This is a genomic window from Microbacterium amylolyticum, assembly GCF_011046975.1.
Classification (GTDB): domain Bacteria; phylum Actinomycetota; class Actinomycetes; order Actinomycetales; family Microbacteriaceae; genus Microbacterium; species Microbacterium amylolyticum.
This window is the reverse complement of sequence record NZ_CP049253.1, coordinates 2,439,610-2,456,876: the sequence shown is the minus strand read 5'-3', so window position 1 is coordinate 2,456,876 and position 17,267 is coordinate 2,439,610. Positions and strand designations below refer to the sequence as shown.

Below are 17,267 nucleotides of genomic sequence, written 5' to 3'. Positions count from 1 at the left end.
GATCAGCTTGCCTGCTCGGCAGCCGATCGGAACGCCTCCAGGTCAGCCCGGTTGTCGTTGATGAACCGCTCTTCCAGCTCGAACTGAATCTCCAGCTGCGTTTCCCGATAGTTCAGCTTCTCGCGGCAATCAAAGTCTGCGAGCGCCGTGGCGATCTCTTCTTCGGCGGCTTCCGCCCACTCCGGCGACTGCATGGGGTCATCGGACGTCTGCGCTTCCAGCTGCTCGATCTCTTCTTCAGTGATCGTGTCCCAGTCGACGCCTTCCCACATCTCGTTCTGGGCCTCCCAGAACGGCTCCTGCTTGTCGTAGAACGACTGCTCCACCTCAGACTGCTTGGTGTACTGCGCGTAGCCGCTATCGGCCATGCACGACGACCACTCGGCGTCGAGCTCGATCATCTCGGGAGCGTTCTGTGCCTCGTCGTAAACGGCGAACATGCGCTCCATGAGCGGCTCGAACTGCTCATAGACGGCTTCCATCTCGTCGCCACCGTTCATCACGGCGTAGCCCTCGCCCCAGCAACCCTGAGGAAGCGTGCTCCAGTCGAAGTCCGGATCTTCCAACTGCTCATCCGTGGGGTTTCCGCCATGCAGAACCTCGTAGTAGGCGGTCTGCTCGGCTTCGGAAAGCGACTCGACATAGTCGGCGTTGGGGTCGACCCATTCGTCAACCGGCTGTTCTTCCTGCGGCTGGTCGTTCCACGGGTTATTAAAAACCCCGTATCCGTACTGAGCGACCCAGTCGCGGTCGTCCGGGTTCCACTCGACGTCATCGCCGAACGATACGGAGGACGAGCCCGTTTCGGGGATGTACTCGAAGCCCTCCGCCTGCATACATGCGGCAATGATGTCCTGCGCTTCTTTTTCCTGCTCGGCGTACTGCTCTTCCCAGTCTTCGGGAGACATGTCAGAGCCGTAGAGCGCCGCAAAGAACTCCGTGAGCGGTGAGTCCTCCTGAGTCGGGGTGGCCTGACCGCCGATCATCCCGCAGGAAGACAGGGTAAGCGCGGCTGCGGCTGTCGCTGCGACGGCCAGAACGGTGCGTGTGGAGCGCATGGAATTCCTCATCAGTGAAGTGCTGTGGTGCAGAACGCGAATACGTCTGGTTATACGTTTCCAGCAATTCCATACTGAGTACATCCCCCCAGAGGATGATCTTGGGGTGAACTTCAGACGGACGCGCGCGCCGCGCGCATCGCCCGTCAGGTCGCGCGTGGATGCGCCTGCTGATACATGTCCCGCAAGGTGTCGGCCGTGACGTGCGTGTAGATCTGCGTTGTCGCCACCGACGCGTGGCCCAACAGCTCCTGCACAACGCGCACATCGGCGCCGCCCTGAAGAAGATGCGTGGCGAACGAGTGCCGCAGCGTGTGCGGTGACACCGAGGACATCAGCTGGGCGTGCTCAGCCGCTTTCTGAATCACCAGCCACGCGCTCTGGCGCGACAACGGAGCTCCGCGCGCCCCGAGGAACAGTCTCGGCGTTGCCTTCCCCTTGGCCGCAAGGCTAGGTCGCACGCGTGTCAGATACGCATCGACCGCGTCGCGCGCATACGACCCCACGGGAACGATCCGCTCCTTGTTGCCCTTCCCGCGCAGACGCAAGACCTCCCCGGTGCGCAGATCGTCCACGTCAAGAGAGATCGCCTCGCTCACCCGTGCCCCCGTCGCATACAGCAGCTCAAGAAGAGCGCGATCACGGATCCCCAACGGCTCCTCCGAGCTGGGCGCCGCGAGAAGCGCCTCGACCTGATCGATCGTCAGCGCCTTCGGGAGCTTCTGCGCCTGCTTGGGCGGAACGATGCGGGCCGACGGATCATCATCCGCAATGCCCTCGCGCGCCAAGAAGCGGTGGAAACCGCGCACGGACGACTGCAGGCGAGCAATCGATGATGCCGCTGGCGGAGGAACGGCGCTGGACCGTTCCGCCGAGAACTCCGAAACGAGTCGTTCTGTGACGGCGTCGGTCTCGGCGATGCCCTGCTCCGCCAACCATCCCGAGTACACGGCGAGATCGCGGGCATAGGCCTGAACGGTGTGATCGCTCAGCCCGCGTTCGATCGCAATATGGCGCAAATACGCATCGACGGCGCGATCAAGGAGCACATCAGCTCCGGTCTCGGCGCAACCGCTCCGCCGTCATCAGCACCCCGACCATCAGGGCCGCATTGCGCATCCGGCCCGACATCACGGCAGCGACAGCATCCTCGAGCGGCACCCACTCGGCACGAATATCGGCCTCCTCAGCGTCCCGCGCGAAGGTCTCCCCAGACGAGGCGATGCCGCGCGCAAGAAACAGGTGGATGACCTCGTCCGAGCCACCGGGGGTGGGCGCCAGCTCACCCAGCCGTTCCCAGGAGGACGCGGTCAGATCAGCCTCCTCCGCGAGCTCGCGCGCCGCCGTGATCTGCAGATCTTCGCCGTCGACGTCGCGGAGTCCCGCCGGAATCTCCCAGTCGCGCGTCCGAATCGGATGACGATACTGCTGAATCAGCAGGACGCGGTCGTCCTCGTCCAGCGCAACAACCGCAACGGCACCCGTGTGATCGACATAGTGACGCACGATCTCATCGTCGCCATACCGGAAACGATCTTCCCGGATATTCCAGACGGCACCCCGGTAGGCGAGCTCGCTCGAGATCACCTCGACCTCGAGCGGCTCGTCCCGAAGGAGTTCCGTCACTCGGAAACCTCGAACAGCGCGCTGGCGCGCTGGCGCTCCAGCGCCGCGCCGACGAGGCCGCGGAAGAGGGGATGCGCCTGTGTGGGGCGCGACCGGAGCTCGGGGTGAGCCTGCGTTGCGATGTAGTACGGGTGGACCTCGCGCGGCAGCTCAACGAACTCGACCAGGTCGAGCGTGGCGTTGATCCCGGAGAAGTTCATCCCCGCCGACGCGATCTGCTCGCGGTAGGCGTTGTTCACCTCGTAGCGGTGGCGGTGACGCTCCTCAACGGACGTGTCGCCGTAAACCTCAGCAGCGATGGAACCCTGTGCGAGCGTTGCGGGGTACAGGCCGAGGCGCATCGTGCCGCCCAGGTCGCCTCCCTCGAGAATCTCGACCTGCTCCTGCATCGTCGCGATGACGGGAGCAGCGGTCTCGGGGTCGAACTCGCTCGACGACGCGCCCTCGATACCGGCGACGTTTCGGGCGTATTCGATAACCATGCACTGCAGACCCAGGCAGAGCCCCAGCGTAGGAATGCCCTGTTCGCGCGCAAAGCGCAACGCGCCCAGCTTTCCGTCAATGCCGCGGATACCGAAGCCGCCGGGAACACAGATGCCGTCGAGGTGTGTGAGCTGCTCGCGTGCGCCGTCTTCTGTTTCGCAGAGGTCGGAAGGAATCCACTCGATGTTGACCTTCGCGTCCCGCGCGAAACCGCCGGCCTTGATCGCCTCCGTCACCGACAGATACGCATCGGGCAGGTCGATGTACTTGCCCACCAAACCAATTGTCACCTCGTGCTTGGGGTGATGAACGGCGTCGAGCACCTGCTGCCAGCGGGTCCAGTCGACCTCGCCGGCTTTCGTCAGGCCGAGCTTGCCGACGATGTAGCTGTCGAGGCCCTGCGTGTTGAGGGTGGAGGGGATGTCATAAATGCTGGGCAGATCAACCGTGTTGACGACGCCCTCCAGGTCGACGTCACACATGAGAGCGATCTTGTTCATGTTCGACTCGGTGACCGGGCGGTCGCTGCGCAGAACGAGCGCGTCGGGCTGGATACCCACCTGACGCAGGGCAGCAACCGAATGCTGCGTCGGCTTGGTCTTCTGCTCCCCCGATGCGCCCATAAACGGCACGAGCGAAACGTGAACGAAGAACACATTGTCGCGGCCGAGCTCATGACGAATCTGACGAGCTGATTCGAGGAACGGCTGCGACTCGATGTCACCAACGGTTCCTCCCACCTCCGTGATGATCACATCGGGCTTCGGGTCGTCCTCAGCCTGCAGGCGCATGCGGCGCTTGATCTCATCCGAGATGTGCGGGATGACCTGCACGGTGTCGCCCAGGTACTCGCCGCGCCGCTCGCGGGAGATCACCTGCGAGTACACCTGTCCGGTGGTCACATTGGCGGCCGCGGTGAGGTTGATGTCGAGGAAGCGCTCGTAGTGGCCGATGTCGAGGTCGGTTTCCGACCCGTCGTCCGTCACAAAAACCTCGCCGTGCTGGAATGGGTTCATCGTGCCCGGATCAACGTTGAGGTACGGATCCAGCTTCTGCATGACCACGTGGAGACCACGCGCCGTCAGCAGATTGCCGAGGCTCGCTGCCGTCAGGCCCTTGCCCAAAGAGGAGACGACACCGCCCGTCACAAAGATGTGTTTGGTGGTGTCGTTGCTTGCCGCGTCAGAAGTCTGCATCACGGGCTTCGATCCTAACGCTCATCTCTGGGCTTCCGGTGGGTACGGCTGAATGATGGTGGTGTACTCGCGCCGAAACGGAATTGACTACGAGCATACTCAGGGCTCCGTCTCGCGTCAGCGTCTATCGTTCGCCGAGGGCGAGAAGCTCACGCGCATGCTCGATCGCGGCGTCGCTGTCGGCCATTCCCGACAGCAGGCGCGCCATTTCTTCTTCGCGTTGTGCGCCGACCAAGCGGGTAACGCTCGACGCCGTGATCGATCCGTCACTCGACTTCACGACGCTCAGGTGGTTGTTTGCGAAGGCGGCGACCTGAGCAAGGTGTGTGACGGCGATCACCTGGGCATTTTCCGCCAGCTTCGCCAGCCGGCGACCCACCTCGATCGCCGCGGCTCCGCCGATCCCCGCGTCGACCTCGTCGAAGATGAAGGTCGGAACGGGATCTGTTGCCGCGATCACCACCTCGATCGCCAGCATGACGCGGCTCAGCTCACCGCCCGATGCTCCCTTGGCAACGGGAACAGAATCGGAGCCAGGATGAGGCGAGAGAAGAAAAGCCACATCATCGCGCCCTTTTCTGGTCTCCGTGCCCGGAGTGACGTCCACAACGAGGCGCGCGTCCGGCATCGCCAGAGAGCGCAGTTCCTCTGTGACCGCCGCGCCGAGCCGGCCCGCAGCTTCCGTGCGTTCGGTCGTCAGCCGGTCTCCCGCGAGGTCGAGGGCAGCGCGCGCCTCATCACGCAACGCTGTAAGGCGTTCGGTTCGATCGCCGTCGTCATCGAGCTCCGCCAGACGCGCCGATCCGCTCTCCTGCAGCGCCAGGGCGGCCGACAGCGATCCGTGCGCGCGAACGAGGCCGGCCAGAGCGGCTCGGCGCTCTTCCACCTCGGCCAGTTCCGCCGGACCGTGCTCGTCCAGATCAGCCAGGTAGCTCGACAGTTCGATGGCCAGATCGTTCGCGCGATACCCGAGATCAGCGATCTGAGCGTTAATGGTGTCGAGTGCCGGGTCGCTCACGCGATCCAGCGCCGCACGGGCCACCCCGAGAATCGCCGCGACATCGGGAGTCCCCTCCTCGCTCGACAGTGCCTCGCGCGCAAGCAGCCCGGCTTCGCGCAGTTGCTCCGCGTTCTGCAAGCGCACCGCACGGGCATCCAACAGCTCGTCTTCCCCGTCTTCCGGTGCGATTGCTTCGATCTCTCCCAGCAGAACGCGTAAACGATCCGCTTCCGCGGCTCGCGCATCGCGATCGGCAATGAGCTGCGTCAGATCGTGATCGATCGCACTCCACGCCTCAAAGGCCTCGGCGAACGTGTTCAGCGCGTTCTGCACAGCGGGCCCGCCGAAGCGGTCGAGCGCATCGCGCTGCGCAGCGCGGGACTTCAGCCGCAGCTGATCGGTCTGACCGTGAACGGCCACAAGCCGCTCCGCCAGGTCAACGAGAACGCCGGCCGGGGCCGCTCGCCCCCCAACGGATGCGCGGCTCCGCCCTTCCGCCGCGATGGTGCGAGACAGATACAGCTCGCTGCGCCCGCCGCCGATCGGTTCGAGCTCTCCGCCCGCGTCGCGCACACGATCGGCCACCGGGCCCTCAGAATCCACTTCCCAGATGCCCTCAACAGCGGCGTTCGACGCTCCCTTGCGCACTGTTCCTCCGGCCGCACGAGCCCCGAGAAGCAGGCCGAGGCCGGTGACCACCATGGTCTTCCCCGCACCCGTTTCGCCGGTGATGGCGGTAAAGCCTGGCCCGATCGGCAACGCGGCATCGGCGATCACGCCAAGGTCACGCAGTCGCATCTCCTCGATCACTCAGATTCCTCCTCAGCACCCGATCGCGGCCCCGTCTCGGGGATCACTTTCACGGAGCTTGTCATCGTCGGTCCCATGGGTCCGCGCCAGCCCTGGACCGGAAGCTGGAACTTTCGAACCAGCCGGTCCGTGAATGCGGCCGGATGCAACCGCGCCAGGCGAACGGGGGTCTCGGCCCGTCGCACAGAAACGCGCGCTCCGGGCGGAAGGGGGTGAGATCTGCGCCCATCGCACCACAGGATGCCGCTTCCGCCGATCCCGCTCGCCAGTTCCACGGCCACCGCGTGCTCAGGTCCCACAACGAGCGGACGGGCGAACAGCGCGTGGGCGGAGAGTGGAACCACCACGATCGCCTGCACACTGGGCCAGATCACCGGGCCGCCAGCGGAGAAACTGTAGGCCGTCGACCCCGTCGGGGTGGCGATCACGCATCCGTCGGCGCCAAAAGCCGACAGCGGGCGCCCGTCGATCTCGATCACGAGCTCGATCATGCGCTCTCGAGAATCCTTCTCGATCGAGGCCTCGTTGAGCGCCCATGTCTCGTAGACCACCTCGCCCGTGCGATCACGCACACGAACGTTCAGCGCGAGGCGTTCTTCCACCCCGTAGTCGCCCGCGAGAATGCGATCGACGGCATCATCCATATCGTCGCGCTCGATCTCGGCAAGAAAACCGACGTGCCCCATGTTGATGCCCAGAATGGGGGCGGTGCCGCCGCGGACGAGCTCAGCGGCACGCAGAATCGTCCCATCGCCGCCCAGCACAATAGCCGCGTCGATCTCGGCCAAGGGCACATCGATGCCCAGCAGACGAACTGATCGCAGATCGGGGACAATCGCCGAAAGTTCTTCGCGATCGTCTTCGGCGAAAACCGGCGTCGCACCCTGCTCACGAATGATGGAGACGATGCGCGCGGCCGCCTCGACCGTGTCGTCGCGATACGCGTGCGCGACGATCAGAATGCTCCGACCGCTCATCGTCCTCCGTCCGATACGCTCGCGTCGCGGCGTGTGTGCCGGACGATCGCGTCTTCCCATTGTGTCGGATCGGAGCCCCTGCCCGGCGCGAGATGAACGACAACTTCCACGTTTCCGTGCGTGCCGAGCAGCGGGCTCGGCACAACGCCCAGAATGCCGAGGCCAAGAGCGCATGCCGCCTGGAGCACATCTCGAACTGCCTGTGCGCGCAGAGCCGCATCCTCCACGATCCCCGACCGAACGTTCGTTCTGCCCACTTCAAACTGCGGTTTGATGAGCAGAACAACATCGGCGCCCGGCGCGGCGACATCGGCTACCGCGGGCAAAACATGATCGAGAGAGATAAAGGACAGATCTCCCGTGATCACGCTCGGCAGCTCGGTGACCCCGGTGCGTGCGACAAGCGCCTCGCGCGTCATGAAACGGACGTTGAATCCCTCGACAACGTGCACGTGCTCATCGGCGGCGATGAGCGGCGCGATCTGATCGTGGCCGACATCGACGGCGAGAACCGGGGCGGCCCCGCGCTCACGGAGCACCTGGGTGAAGCCGCCCGTCGACGCTCCCATGTCGAGGGCAACGCGCCCCGCCGGGTCGATGCCGAATGCGTCGAGGGCCGCGATGAGCTTGTGGGCCGCGCGGCTGACGTACCGATCCGGTTCGTCGACGCAAATATCAGCTTCATCGGACACCCGGATGGATGCCTTCGTTGCTGTTGCACCATCAACCGTGACCCTGCCGTCAACGATCAGTCGCGCGCCGTGTGTGCGCGATCGCGCAAGGCCGCGCTCGGCCAGCGCGGCGTCCAGGCGGGACGTCACTCCGGTGCCTGCTCAAGAGTGCGCGTGAATTCCTCGTGAAGCCGCAGATACGACTCTGCACGCTCGGCAAGTGGCTGCGTTTCGATGACATCCAGCCGGGACACCAGCTCTTCACTCATGGGTCCAACGATACGGCTCCCCCGCGCCGGAGCCCTCGTGCGACGCCGATGCGACGAAGAAAGGCCCCGGGGCGGAAGAAGACGGGCTAAGGACGGTGGAAGGTGTCGCGGTACAGGCGCTCCGGAACACGGAACCCGAAGATCTGACGGCCCGTTGCCCAGATCGCGTGCGCACCGGCCCGAATCAGATCGAGGTCGTCGCTTCCCTCTGACTCGATGATCACATCGACGCCATCGATGCGAACGGACGCATCCCTGACCGTCGTGACATCACCCTTGTGGGTGACAACCGGATACGGCTCGAACATATCGCGCAGATCGCCGAGGATGTATGTCGGCCGCTGGTGGTCAAGTGCAGCAAGCACATGCTTCGGACGGTCGATTCCGGTGAGGATGATCGCCGAATCCACTCCGGCGGCCTGCGCCCCTTGAATGTCGGTGTCGAGCCGGTCGCCGAGCATCAACGGCTTCTTCGCGCCGAAGCGCGCGACCGCGGCGTGGAAGATCGGCGCTTCCGGCTTGCCCGCAACGGTAGCCAGGCGTCCGACCGCCGTGTGCACAGCAGACACGAGCGTCCCGTTACCCGGTGCGATGCCCCGCTCACGCGGAATCGTCCAGTCCGTGTTGGTGGCGATCCAGGGGATGCCGCCCTGATCCTCTGGCAGCGCAAGGGCGAACGCCGCCTCTGCAAGATGTGTCCACGCAACATCCGGGTTGAAGCCCTGCACAACAGCGGCAGGGTTATCCTCGGCGCTGCGGGTGACGACGAAGCCCGACTTCTCGAGCTCGACGACAAGGCCCTCGCCGCCCACAACAAGAATCGTCGAACCGGCCGGCACCTTCTCGGCGAGAAGCCGCGATGCCGCCTGCGGGCTGGTGACGACGTCTTCCGCCCGCGTACGCAGCCCCAGATCGGCCAGGTGCTGGGCGACAGCCGCATCTGTTCGGGAGGCGTTGTTCGTGATGTAGCCAAGACGGCGGCCCTCGTCCTCCGCGCGGTTGAGGCTTTCTACCGCGTGCGGAATCGCGCCAGGACCCGCATACACAACGCCATCGAGATCGGCGAAGAGGACATCGACGCCGTCGATGGGCGCGGGGCCAACCTTCTTCGAGAACAGACCCATTCGGTTACGCCTCCACCTGATCATCATCGTCGTCGTCCGTGATTCCCGCTGCCGCGAGGAGTTCCGTTACCTCGTCCTGGATCGAAGTGTCGTCGACAACAATGTCCTCAGGCGATTCCGGAAGGCCAGACTCATCGTCCGCCGGCTCTTCCTCGGAGTCGTCCTCAGCAGGGTCGAGGGGCAGGGAGTCCTTCCCCTCGTCAACAGCGTCTGCGTCTGCGTAAGCGGCCTCGTATGCAGCGCGCTCCTCGTCGGACATCTCGATTTCGATCTCGTCGATCACAATGGTGTCGTCTTCGGCGAGCTTCGCGGCGATCGCATCACCTGCGACCTCGGCGCGGTGCGCCCACATCTCTGCCTCCGATGTGCGACCGAGGTCTTCGAGAACCGCGGCGCGCGCAGCGTACAGACCGGCGCTCCACTCGAATGCGCGGCCCGGGTCGTCACCAGGAACATCGAGTTCGTGGAGCGCGAGCTCGGTCTGCCCCAAGTCGAGGCGTGCACCAGACATGGCGATCGCCAGCTCAACTCGCTGGCCGATGGGAAGCGATGCGAGGTCGGCCGAGCGGCCCTCTTCCAAGGCCTTCTCCGGTCGTCCAACACCGCGCTCGCTGTCAACAATCATCGCCACGTGATCGTTGCGTCCCGTGATGCGACGCACCGTGCGCAGCTCGCGCAGCGTCAGGGCGAAGTCACCGACGGTATAGGCGGTCACCGCGAGCGTCTCGCGGGCAACAGCAACACGTCCGGCGTGACGGACAGCCGCCTGCGCGTGCTCGTGCGCTAGCTCCGGGTCTTCCTCGATAACGGCGCTAGCCATCGCCAGGTGACGAGCGACGCGCTCCGCGTTCTCCTTGCTGAGAGTCTTCAGCTCGTTGCGCGCGGAAGGAAAGAGGTCCTTCGGCGTGATCTCATCCGGCAGTTCGGGGTCCGGAATGCGATCTGCCTGGGGCGGACGCGAGTTTCGGTCGTCGTCCCGGCGGTCGTCACGACCGTACGAGGGGCGACCGCCGCGGTCGTCACGGTTGTAGGACGGACGTCCACCACGGTCATCACGCGCGCCGTAAGGCTTGCGGTCCGAAGAACCGCCGCGGTCGTCGCGGTTGTACGACGGACGTCCACCACGGTCATCACGCGCGCCGTAAGGCTTGCGGTCCGAAGAACCACCGCGGTCGTCGCGCTTGTAGGACGGGCGTCCACCACGGTCGTCCCGGGAACCATACGGCTTCCGATCCGAGGAACCACCACGGTCGTCGCGCTTGTAGGACGGGCGTCCACCACGGTCGTCCCGGGAACCATACGGCTTCCGATCCGAGGAACCACCACGGTCGTCGCGCTTGTAGGACGGGCGTCCACCACGGTCATCGCGGGAACCATACGGCTTCCGATCCGAGGAACCACCACGGTCGTCGCGGTTGTAGGACGGGCGTCCACCACGGTCATCACGCGCGCCGTACGGCTTCCGATCCGAAGAACCACCACGGTCGTCGCGGCTATAGGGCTTCCGGTCCGAAGAACCGCCGCGGTCGTCGCGGTTGTAGGACGGGCGTCCACCACGGTCATCGCGGGAACCATACGGCTTCCGATCCGAAGAACGACCACGGTCGTCGCGGTTGTAGGACGGGCGTCCACCACGGTCATCGCGGGAACCATACGGCTTCCGATCCGAAGAACGACCACGGTCGTCGCGGTTGTAGGACGGGCGTCCACCACGGTCATCGCGGGAACCATACGGCTTCCGATCCGAAGAACCACCACGGTCGTCGCGGTTGTAGGACGGACGTCCACCACGATCGTTACGGGTGTACGGCTTCCGGTCCGAAGAAGCACCGCGATCGTCGCGGTTGTACGGTTTACGATCAGCAGAGCTACGCCCCTGGTATCCGCCGGAGGGGCGACCGGATCGGTCGGCGCTGCGGGAAGAGTCTCGGCCGCCTTCGCGGTCGAATCTCTTTCCGCCCCCACGGTTATCGCCACCGTCGCGTCGCGGGCGTTCGCCGCGCTCGTCGCCACGGCCCCGGGAGGGACGTTCGCCGCCATCACGACGTGCACGATCGCCGTCATTCCGGCGGTCGCGTGATTCTTTATTGTCGTCGGTGGCCATGTCCACTCCCCTATTGGCCGGTGTGGTTTCCCACCCAGCATATGTTGACTGCTGCGAAGCGGTCCCGGATGCTTTTGATCCTAGAACCTGCCCATAACGCACGAAAGGGCCGCCCTGCTTTGGGCGACCCTTTCGTCTCAAGTTAAGTCCGGCGGTGTCCTACTCTCCCACACAGTCCCCCATGCAGTACCATCGGCGCTGAGAGGCTTAGCTTCCGGGTTCGGAATGTAACCGGGCGTTTCCCTCTCGCTATAACCGCCGAAACACTCATCAACCAACCCAAAACGGGCGGTAAACCTATGCTTCGAACAGCAAATCACTATTCAAATATCAACAGCCCCCAGAACGGTGAAACCATACTCTGAGAACCACAAAGTGGACGCGCACACCCGCAGAAGGTGAAATGTTATCAAGTCATCGGCTTATTAGTACCAGTCAGCTACACACATTACTGTGCTTCCACATCTGGCCTATCAACCCAGTAGTCTGCTGGGAGCCTCTCGGACCGAAGCCCATGGAAGTCTCATCTTGAGGCCGGCTTCCCGCTTAGATGCTTTCAGCGGTTATCCATCCCGAACGTAGCCAACCAGCCATGCTCCTGGCGGAACAACTGGCACACCAGAGGTTCGTCCAACCCGGTCCTCTCGTACTAGGGTCAGATCCTCTCAAACTTCCTACGCGCGCAGCGGATAGGGACCGAACTGTCTCACGACGTTCTAAACCCAGCTCGCGTACCGCTTTAATGGGCGAACAGCCCAACCCTTGGGACCTACTCCAGCCCCAGGATGCGACGAGCCGACATCGAGGTGCCAAACCATGCCGTCGATATGGACTCTTGGGCAAGATCAGCCTGTTATCCCCGAGGTACCTTTTATCCGTTGAGCGACAGCGCTTCCACAAGCCACTGCCGGATCACTAGTCCCGACTTTCGTCCCTGCTCGACCTGTCAGTCTCACAGTCAAGCTCCCTTGTGCACTTACACTCGCCACCTGATTGCCAACCAGGTTGAGGGAACCTTTGGGCGCCTCCGTTACTCTTTGGGAGGCAACCGCCCCAGTTAAACTACCCACCAGGCACTGTCCCTGAACCGGATTACGGTCCGAAGTTAGATGTCCCAAATGACCAGAGTGGTATTTCAACAACGACTCCACACACACTAGCGTGAATGCTTCACAGTCTCCCACCTATCCTACACAAGCCATACAGAACACCAATACCAAGCTATAGTAAAGGTCACGGGGTCTTTCCGTCCTGCTGCGCGTAACGAGCATCTTTACTCGTAATGCAATTTCGCCGAGTTCGTGGTTGAGACAGTTGGGGAATCGTTACGCCATTCGTGCAGGTCGGAACTTACCCGACAAGGAATTTCGCTACCTTAGGATGGTTATAGTTACCACCGCCGTTTACCGGGGCTTAAATTCTGAGCTTCACCTTACGGTTAACCCGTCCTCTTAACCTTCCGGCACCGGGCAGGCGTCAGTCCGTATACATCGTCTTGCAACTTAGCACGGACCTGTGTTTTTAATAAACAGTCGTTCCCCACTGGTCTCTGCGGCCCACACACGCTTTCAGAGCAAGTCCTATACGCGCTGGGCGCCCCTTCTCCCGAAGTTACGGGGCCATTTTGCCGAGTTCCTTAACCACGATTATCTCGATCTCCTTGGTATTCTCTACCTGACCACCTGAGTCGGTTTGGGGTACGGGCAGCTAGAACCTCGCGTCGATGCTTTTCTCGGCAGCATAGGATCACCCACTTATCCTCATCACATCTCAGCCATCACGAGAGACGGATTTGCCTATCTCTCGGCCTACATGCTTGAACCAGGACAACCATCGCCTGGCATGGGCTACCTTCCTGCGTCACACCTGTTAATACGCTAACCGCACCAGCATGGGGTCGTGCGCTCCACCTCCCGGTGTCACCCGAAGGCAACGATAGAAGGTTTCGGGCACTTAGCACCACTGGATTAGCTTGGGCGGTTCTTCGCCGGTACGGGAATATCAACCCGTTGTCCATCGACTACGCCTGTCGGCCTCGCCTTAGGTCCCGACTTACCCAGGGAAGATTAGCTTGACCCTGGAACCCTTGGTCTTTCGGAGGACACGTTTCTCGCGTGTCATTCGCTACTCATGCCTGCATTCTCACTCGTGTGCCGTCCACGGCTGGATCACTCCGCCGCTTCACCCAGCACACGACGCTCTCCTACCCATCAACACGACTGGACCACGAAGGCCTATCGCATGTGTCAATGCCACAACTTCGGTGGCGTGCTTGAGCCCCGCTACATTGTCGGCGCGGAATCACTTGACCAGTGAGCTATTACGCACTCTTTCAAGGGTGGCTGCTTCTAAGCCAACCTCCTGGTTGTCTAAGCAACTCCACATCCTTTCCCACTTAGCACGCGCTTAGGGACCTTAGATGGTGGTCTGGGTTGTTTCCCTCTCGACGATGAAGCTTATCCCCCACCGTCTCACTGCTGCGCTCTCACTTACCGGCATTCGGAGTTTGGCTGACGTCAGTAACCTTTTGGGGCCCATCGGCCATCCAGTAGCTCTACCTCCGGCAAGAAACACGCAACGCTGCACCTAAATGCATTTCGGAGAGAACCAGCTATCACGAAGTTTGATTGGCCTTTCACCCCTATCCACAGCTCATCCCCTCAGTTTTCAACCTAAGTGGGTTCGGTCCTCCACGACGTCTTACCGTCGCTTCAACCTGGCCATGGATAGATCACTTCGCTTCGGGTCTAGAACACGCGACTCGATCGCCCTATTCAGACTCGCTTTCGCTACGGCTACCCCACTCGGGTTAACCTCGCCACGTATCACTAACTCGCAGGCTCATTCTTCAAAAGGCACGCTGTCACCCCTCAATGGGAGCTCCAACGGTTTGTAAGCAAACGGTTTCAGGTACTATTTCACTCCCCTCCCGGGGTACTTTTCACCTTTCCCTCACGGTACTTGTCCGCTATCGGTCATCTGGAAGTATTTAGGCTTATCAGGTGGTCCTGACAGATTCACACCGGATTTCACGGGCCCGGTGCTACTTGGGATACCTTCCACCGCAGAACACGCATGTCGACTACGAGACTCGCACTCTCTCTGGTCAGGCATTCAAACCTGTTCGTCTATACGCTTCTGTACGATCAAAACCACGGCAGCGATTTTAGGTAGGTCCCACAACCCCGAACGTGCAACGCCTGCCGGCTATCACACACGCTCGGTTTAGCCTCATCCGCTTTCGCTCGCCACTACTCACGGAATCACTTTTGTTTTCTCTTCCTGTGGGTACTGAGATGTTTCACTTCCCCACGTTCCCTCTACCCGCCCTATATATTCAGACGGGAGTCACTGGGATACGTAAACGCACCCAGCGGGGTTTCCCCATTCGGAAATCCTCGGATCACAGCCCGCTTATCGGCTCCCCAAGGCTTATCGCAGATTGCTACGTCCTTCTTCGGCTCCAGATGCCAAGGCATCCACCGTTTGCTCTTAAAGACTTGAAATCACATGAGTCACACAAAACAAAAGCCTTGTGTGTTCGCTTTCTTTAAGATGCTCGCGTCCACTGTGTAGTTCTCAAAGTACGGTCGCACCCACGCATCCACCACAAAGGCTTCAACACAGGGCGGAAAGCTGCAGTCAAACGACTGAGCCTTCAGGACCCAACAACGTGCACGCGCCCCCACCACACAACGACCCCGTTCCGACCAGCAAGCTGGTGTACTAAAAATCGCCCCGCAGAAGAGACGCCCTGTCAAATGTTCCACCCATGAGCAAACCCCTCCGAAGACATTCGCTCCGAACGAGGCTCTGGACACCCGAAAGTGTCAGAAGCTCCTTAGAAAGGAGGTGATCCAGCCGCACCTTCCGGTACGGCTACCTTGTTACGACTTAGTCCTAATTACCGATCCCACCTTCGACAGCTCCCTCCCAAAAGGGTTAGGCCACCGGCTTCAGGTGTTACCGACTTTCATGACTTGACGGGCGGTGTGTACAAGACCCGGGAACGTATTCACCGCAGCGTTGCTGATCTGCGATTACTAGCGACTCCGACTTCATGTAGTCGAGTTGCAGACTACAATCCGAACTGGGACCGGCTTTTTGGGATTCGCTCCACCTCGCGGTATCGCAGCCCATTGTACCGGCCATTGTAGCATGCGTGAAGCCCAAGACATAAGGGGCATGATGATTTGACGTCATCCCCACCTTCCTCCGAGTTGACCCCGGCAGTATTCCATGAGTTCCCACCATAACGTGCTGGCAACATAGAACGAGGGTTGCGCTCGTTGCGGGACTTAACCCAACATCTCACGACACGAGCTGACGACAACCATGCACCACCTGTATACCGACCACAAGGGGGCGACTGTCTCCAGCCGTTTCCGGTATATGTCAAGCCTTGGTAAGGTTCTTCGCGTTGCATCGAATTAATCCGCATGCTCCGCCGCTTGTGCGGGTCCCCGTCAATTCCTTTGAGTTTTAGCCTTGCGGCCGTACTCCCCAGGCGGGGAACTTAATGCGTTAGCTGCGTCACGGAGACCGTGGAAAGGCCCCCACAACTAGTTCCCAACGTTTACGGAGTGGACTACCAGGGTATCTAAGCCTGTTTGCTCCCCACTCTTTCGCTCCTCAGCGTCAGTTACGGCCCAGAGATCTGCCTTCGCCATCGGTGTTCCTCCTGATATCTGCGCATTCCACCGCTACACCAGGAATTCCAATCTCCCCTACCGCACTCTAGTCTGCCCGTACCCACTGCAGGCTGGAGGTTGAGCCTCCAGTTTTCACAGCAGACGCGACAAACCGCCTACGAGCTCTTTACGCCCAATAATTCCGGATAACGCTTGCGCCCTACGTATTACCGCGGCTGCTGGCACGTAGTTAGCCGGCGCTTTTTCTGCAGGTACCGTCACCCGAAGGCTTCTTCCCTACTAAAAGAGGTTTACAACCCGAAGGCCGTCGTCCCTCACGCGGCGTTGCTGCATCAGGCTTGCGCCCATTGTGCAATATTCCCCACTGCTGCCTCCCGTAGGAGTCTGGGCCGTGTCTCAGTCCCAGTGTGGCCGGTCACCCTCTCAGGCCGGCTACCCGTCGACGCCTTGGTGAGCCATTACCTCACCAACTAGCTGATAGGCCGCGAGCCCCTCCCGAACCGAAATTCTTTCCCACCAGAAGCGATGCCGCTCTGGTTCGTATCCGGTATTAGACGCCGTTTCCAGCGCTTATCCCAGAGTTCGGGGCAGGTTGCTCACGTGTTACTCACCCGTTCGCCACTAATCCACTCCAGCAAGCTGGAGCTTCATCGTTCGACTTGCATGTGTTAAGCACGCCGCCAGCGTTCATCCTGAGCCAGGATCAAACTCTCCATAAAGAAAAGATGCATACCACCGCGGGAAAACGCGGAAGCAGCGAGTTTGAACTGACCATATAAATAGATGTCATTGCTGACATCAAATGATCCAAAGGAATTCTCAAACACCCACAAAGTGAGTGCCGAGGATAATTTGGCATTTGACAAGTGCACGCTGTTGAGTTCTCAAGGATCAGACGCTCCCAGCCCCGACTCTTCCGAGCCGGCCCTCTGGGGCAACTTCTCTATCTTATCCGAAGCGATTCTCTCTGTCAAATCCGACACGCCGTAAGTTTCAAAGAAACCCAACAACTTGACGAATCAGAACCAGCAGAACCAAATCGGCGACAAGAAACTAACTTACTCGCTCTGCCTGAATGAATCCTGGGAGCGCCTCAAACGACAATCCCGATTCACATTCACTCCCGAAGAAGTAAAACCAGACCGAAACTCATAATAAGTTTTCCTGCCTGTCGCACGTCCTGGGGCGGGGAACCTTCCGGCTCAACCTCACCGCTTGGCGGCGACAAGGGATTACATTACGCGGAAATGGCCGCCCCGCCAACCCACCCCATCCCCGGGCGTGTCGTCAAGAGGCA

The 17,267-nt window shown here is 61.4% G+C and carries 10 protein-coding genes and 3 rRNA genes; all 13 read right to left on the bottom strand.

The window, feature by feature from the left end:
- Positions 1-2: 2 nt before the first annotated feature.
- The gene (locus tag G6N81_RS11825) at positions 3-1,058 is read right to left on the bottom strand and encodes a hypothetical protein (protein ID WP_165137270.1); all 1,056 of its coding nucleotides are present in this window, start codon (positions 1,056-1,058) and stop codon (positions 3-5) included.
- A 146-nt stretch (positions 1,059-1,204) separates the two neighbouring features.
- Positions 1,205-2,107, bottom strand: coding sequence for a site-specific tyrosine recombinase XerD (gene xerD, locus G6N81_RS11820; protein WP_165137268.1), 903 nt, complete (start codon positions 2,105-2,107; stop codon positions 1,205-1,207).
- 1 nt (position 2,108) lies between these two features.
- Complete coding sequence (locus tag G6N81_RS11815; RefSeq protein WP_165137266.1) at positions 2,109-2,684, bottom strand: NUDIX domain-containing protein; 576 nt, start codon at positions 2,682-2,684, stop codon at positions 2,109-2,111.
- Positions 2,681-4,363, bottom strand: a complete 1,683-nt coding sequence (locus tag G6N81_RS11810) for a CTP synthase (protein ID WP_165137928.1) — start codon at positions 4,361-4,363, stop codon at positions 2,681-2,683. The genes G6N81_RS11815 and G6N81_RS11810 overlap by 4 nt, the downstream gene beginning before the upstream one ends.
- A 124-nt stretch (positions 4,364-4,487) precedes the next feature.
- Positions 4,488-6,173 carry a DNA repair protein RecN gene (gene recN / locus G6N81_RS11805; protein ID WP_165137263.1) on the bottom strand — a complete coding sequence of 562 codons (1,686 nt, stop codon included), beginning with the start codon at positions 6,171-6,173 and terminating at the stop codon, positions 4,488-4,490.
- Positions 6,170-7,150, bottom strand: a complete 981-nt coding sequence (locus tag G6N81_RS11800) for an NAD kinase (RefSeq protein WP_165137260.1) — start codon at positions 7,148-7,150, stop codon at positions 6,170-6,172. The genes recN and G6N81_RS11800 overlap by 4 nt, the downstream gene beginning before the upstream one ends.
- Positions 7,147-7,971 carry a TlyA family RNA methyltransferase gene (locus tag G6N81_RS11795; RefSeq protein WP_165137257.1) on the bottom strand — a complete coding sequence of 275 codons (825 nt, stop codon included), beginning with the start codon at positions 7,969-7,971 and terminating at the stop codon, positions 7,147-7,149. Before G6N81_RS11795 ends, G6N81_RS11800 begins: the two co-directional genes overlap by 4 nt.
- Entirely contained in the window at positions 7,968-8,090 is a 123-nt protein-coding gene (locus tag G6N81_RS12860) for a hypothetical protein (protein WP_277602643.1), read from the bottom strand. The genes G6N81_RS11795 and G6N81_RS12860 overlap by 4 nt, the downstream gene beginning before the upstream one ends.
- 86 nt (positions 8,091-8,176) lie before the next feature.
- Complete coding sequence (locus tag G6N81_RS11790; RefSeq protein ID WP_165137254.1) at positions 8,177-9,214, bottom strand: HAD-IIA family hydrolase; 1,038 nt, start codon at positions 9,212-9,214, stop codon at positions 8,177-8,179.
- Positions 9,215-9,218: 4 nt separating this feature from the next.
- Complete coding sequence (locus G6N81_RS12805; RefSeq protein ID WP_241244978.1) at positions 9,219-11,318, bottom strand: primosomal protein; 2,100 nt, start codon at positions 11,316-11,318, stop codon at positions 9,219-9,221.
- A gap of 146 nt (positions 11,319-11,464) precedes the next feature.
- Positions 11,465-11,581 (bottom strand): 5S ribosomal RNA (gene rrf / locus G6N81_RS11780).
- 142 nt (positions 11,582-11,723) lie between these two features.
- Positions 11,724-14,824 (bottom strand): 23S ribosomal RNA (locus G6N81_RS11775).
- A gap of 339 nt (positions 14,825-15,163) precedes the next feature.
- A 16S ribosomal RNA gene (locus G6N81_RS11770) occupies positions 15,164-16,689 on the bottom strand.
- Together the 16S, 23S and 5S rRNA genes form the textbook arrangement of a ribosomal RNA operon.
- Positions 16,690-17,267 lie beyond the last annotated feature (578 nt).

Coding starts and splice junctions, on each gene's coding strand:
- G6N81_RS11825 (WP_165137270.1), bottom strand. CDS start 1,058: ATGCGCTCCACACGCACCGTTCTGGCCGTCGCAGCGACAGCCGCAGCC.
- G6N81_RS11810 (WP_165137928.1), bottom strand. CDS start 4,363: ATGCAGACTTCTGACGCGGCAAGCAACGACACCACCAAACACATCTTT.
- G6N81_RS11800 (WP_165137260.1), bottom strand. CDS start 7,150: ATGAGCGGTCGGAGCATTCTGATCGTCGCGCACGCGTATCGCGACGAC.
- G6N81_RS12860 (WP_277602643.1), bottom strand. CDS start 8,090: ATGAGTGAAGAGCTGGTGTCCCGGCTGGATGTCATCGAAACGCAGCCA.
- G6N81_RS11790 (WP_165137254.1), bottom strand. CDS start 9,214: ATGGGTCTGTTCTCGAAGAAGGTTGGCCCCGCGCCCATCGACGGCGTC.
- G6N81_RS12805 (WP_241244978.1), bottom strand. CDS start 11,318: ATGGCCACCGACGACAATAAAGAATCACGCGACCGCCGGAATGACGGC.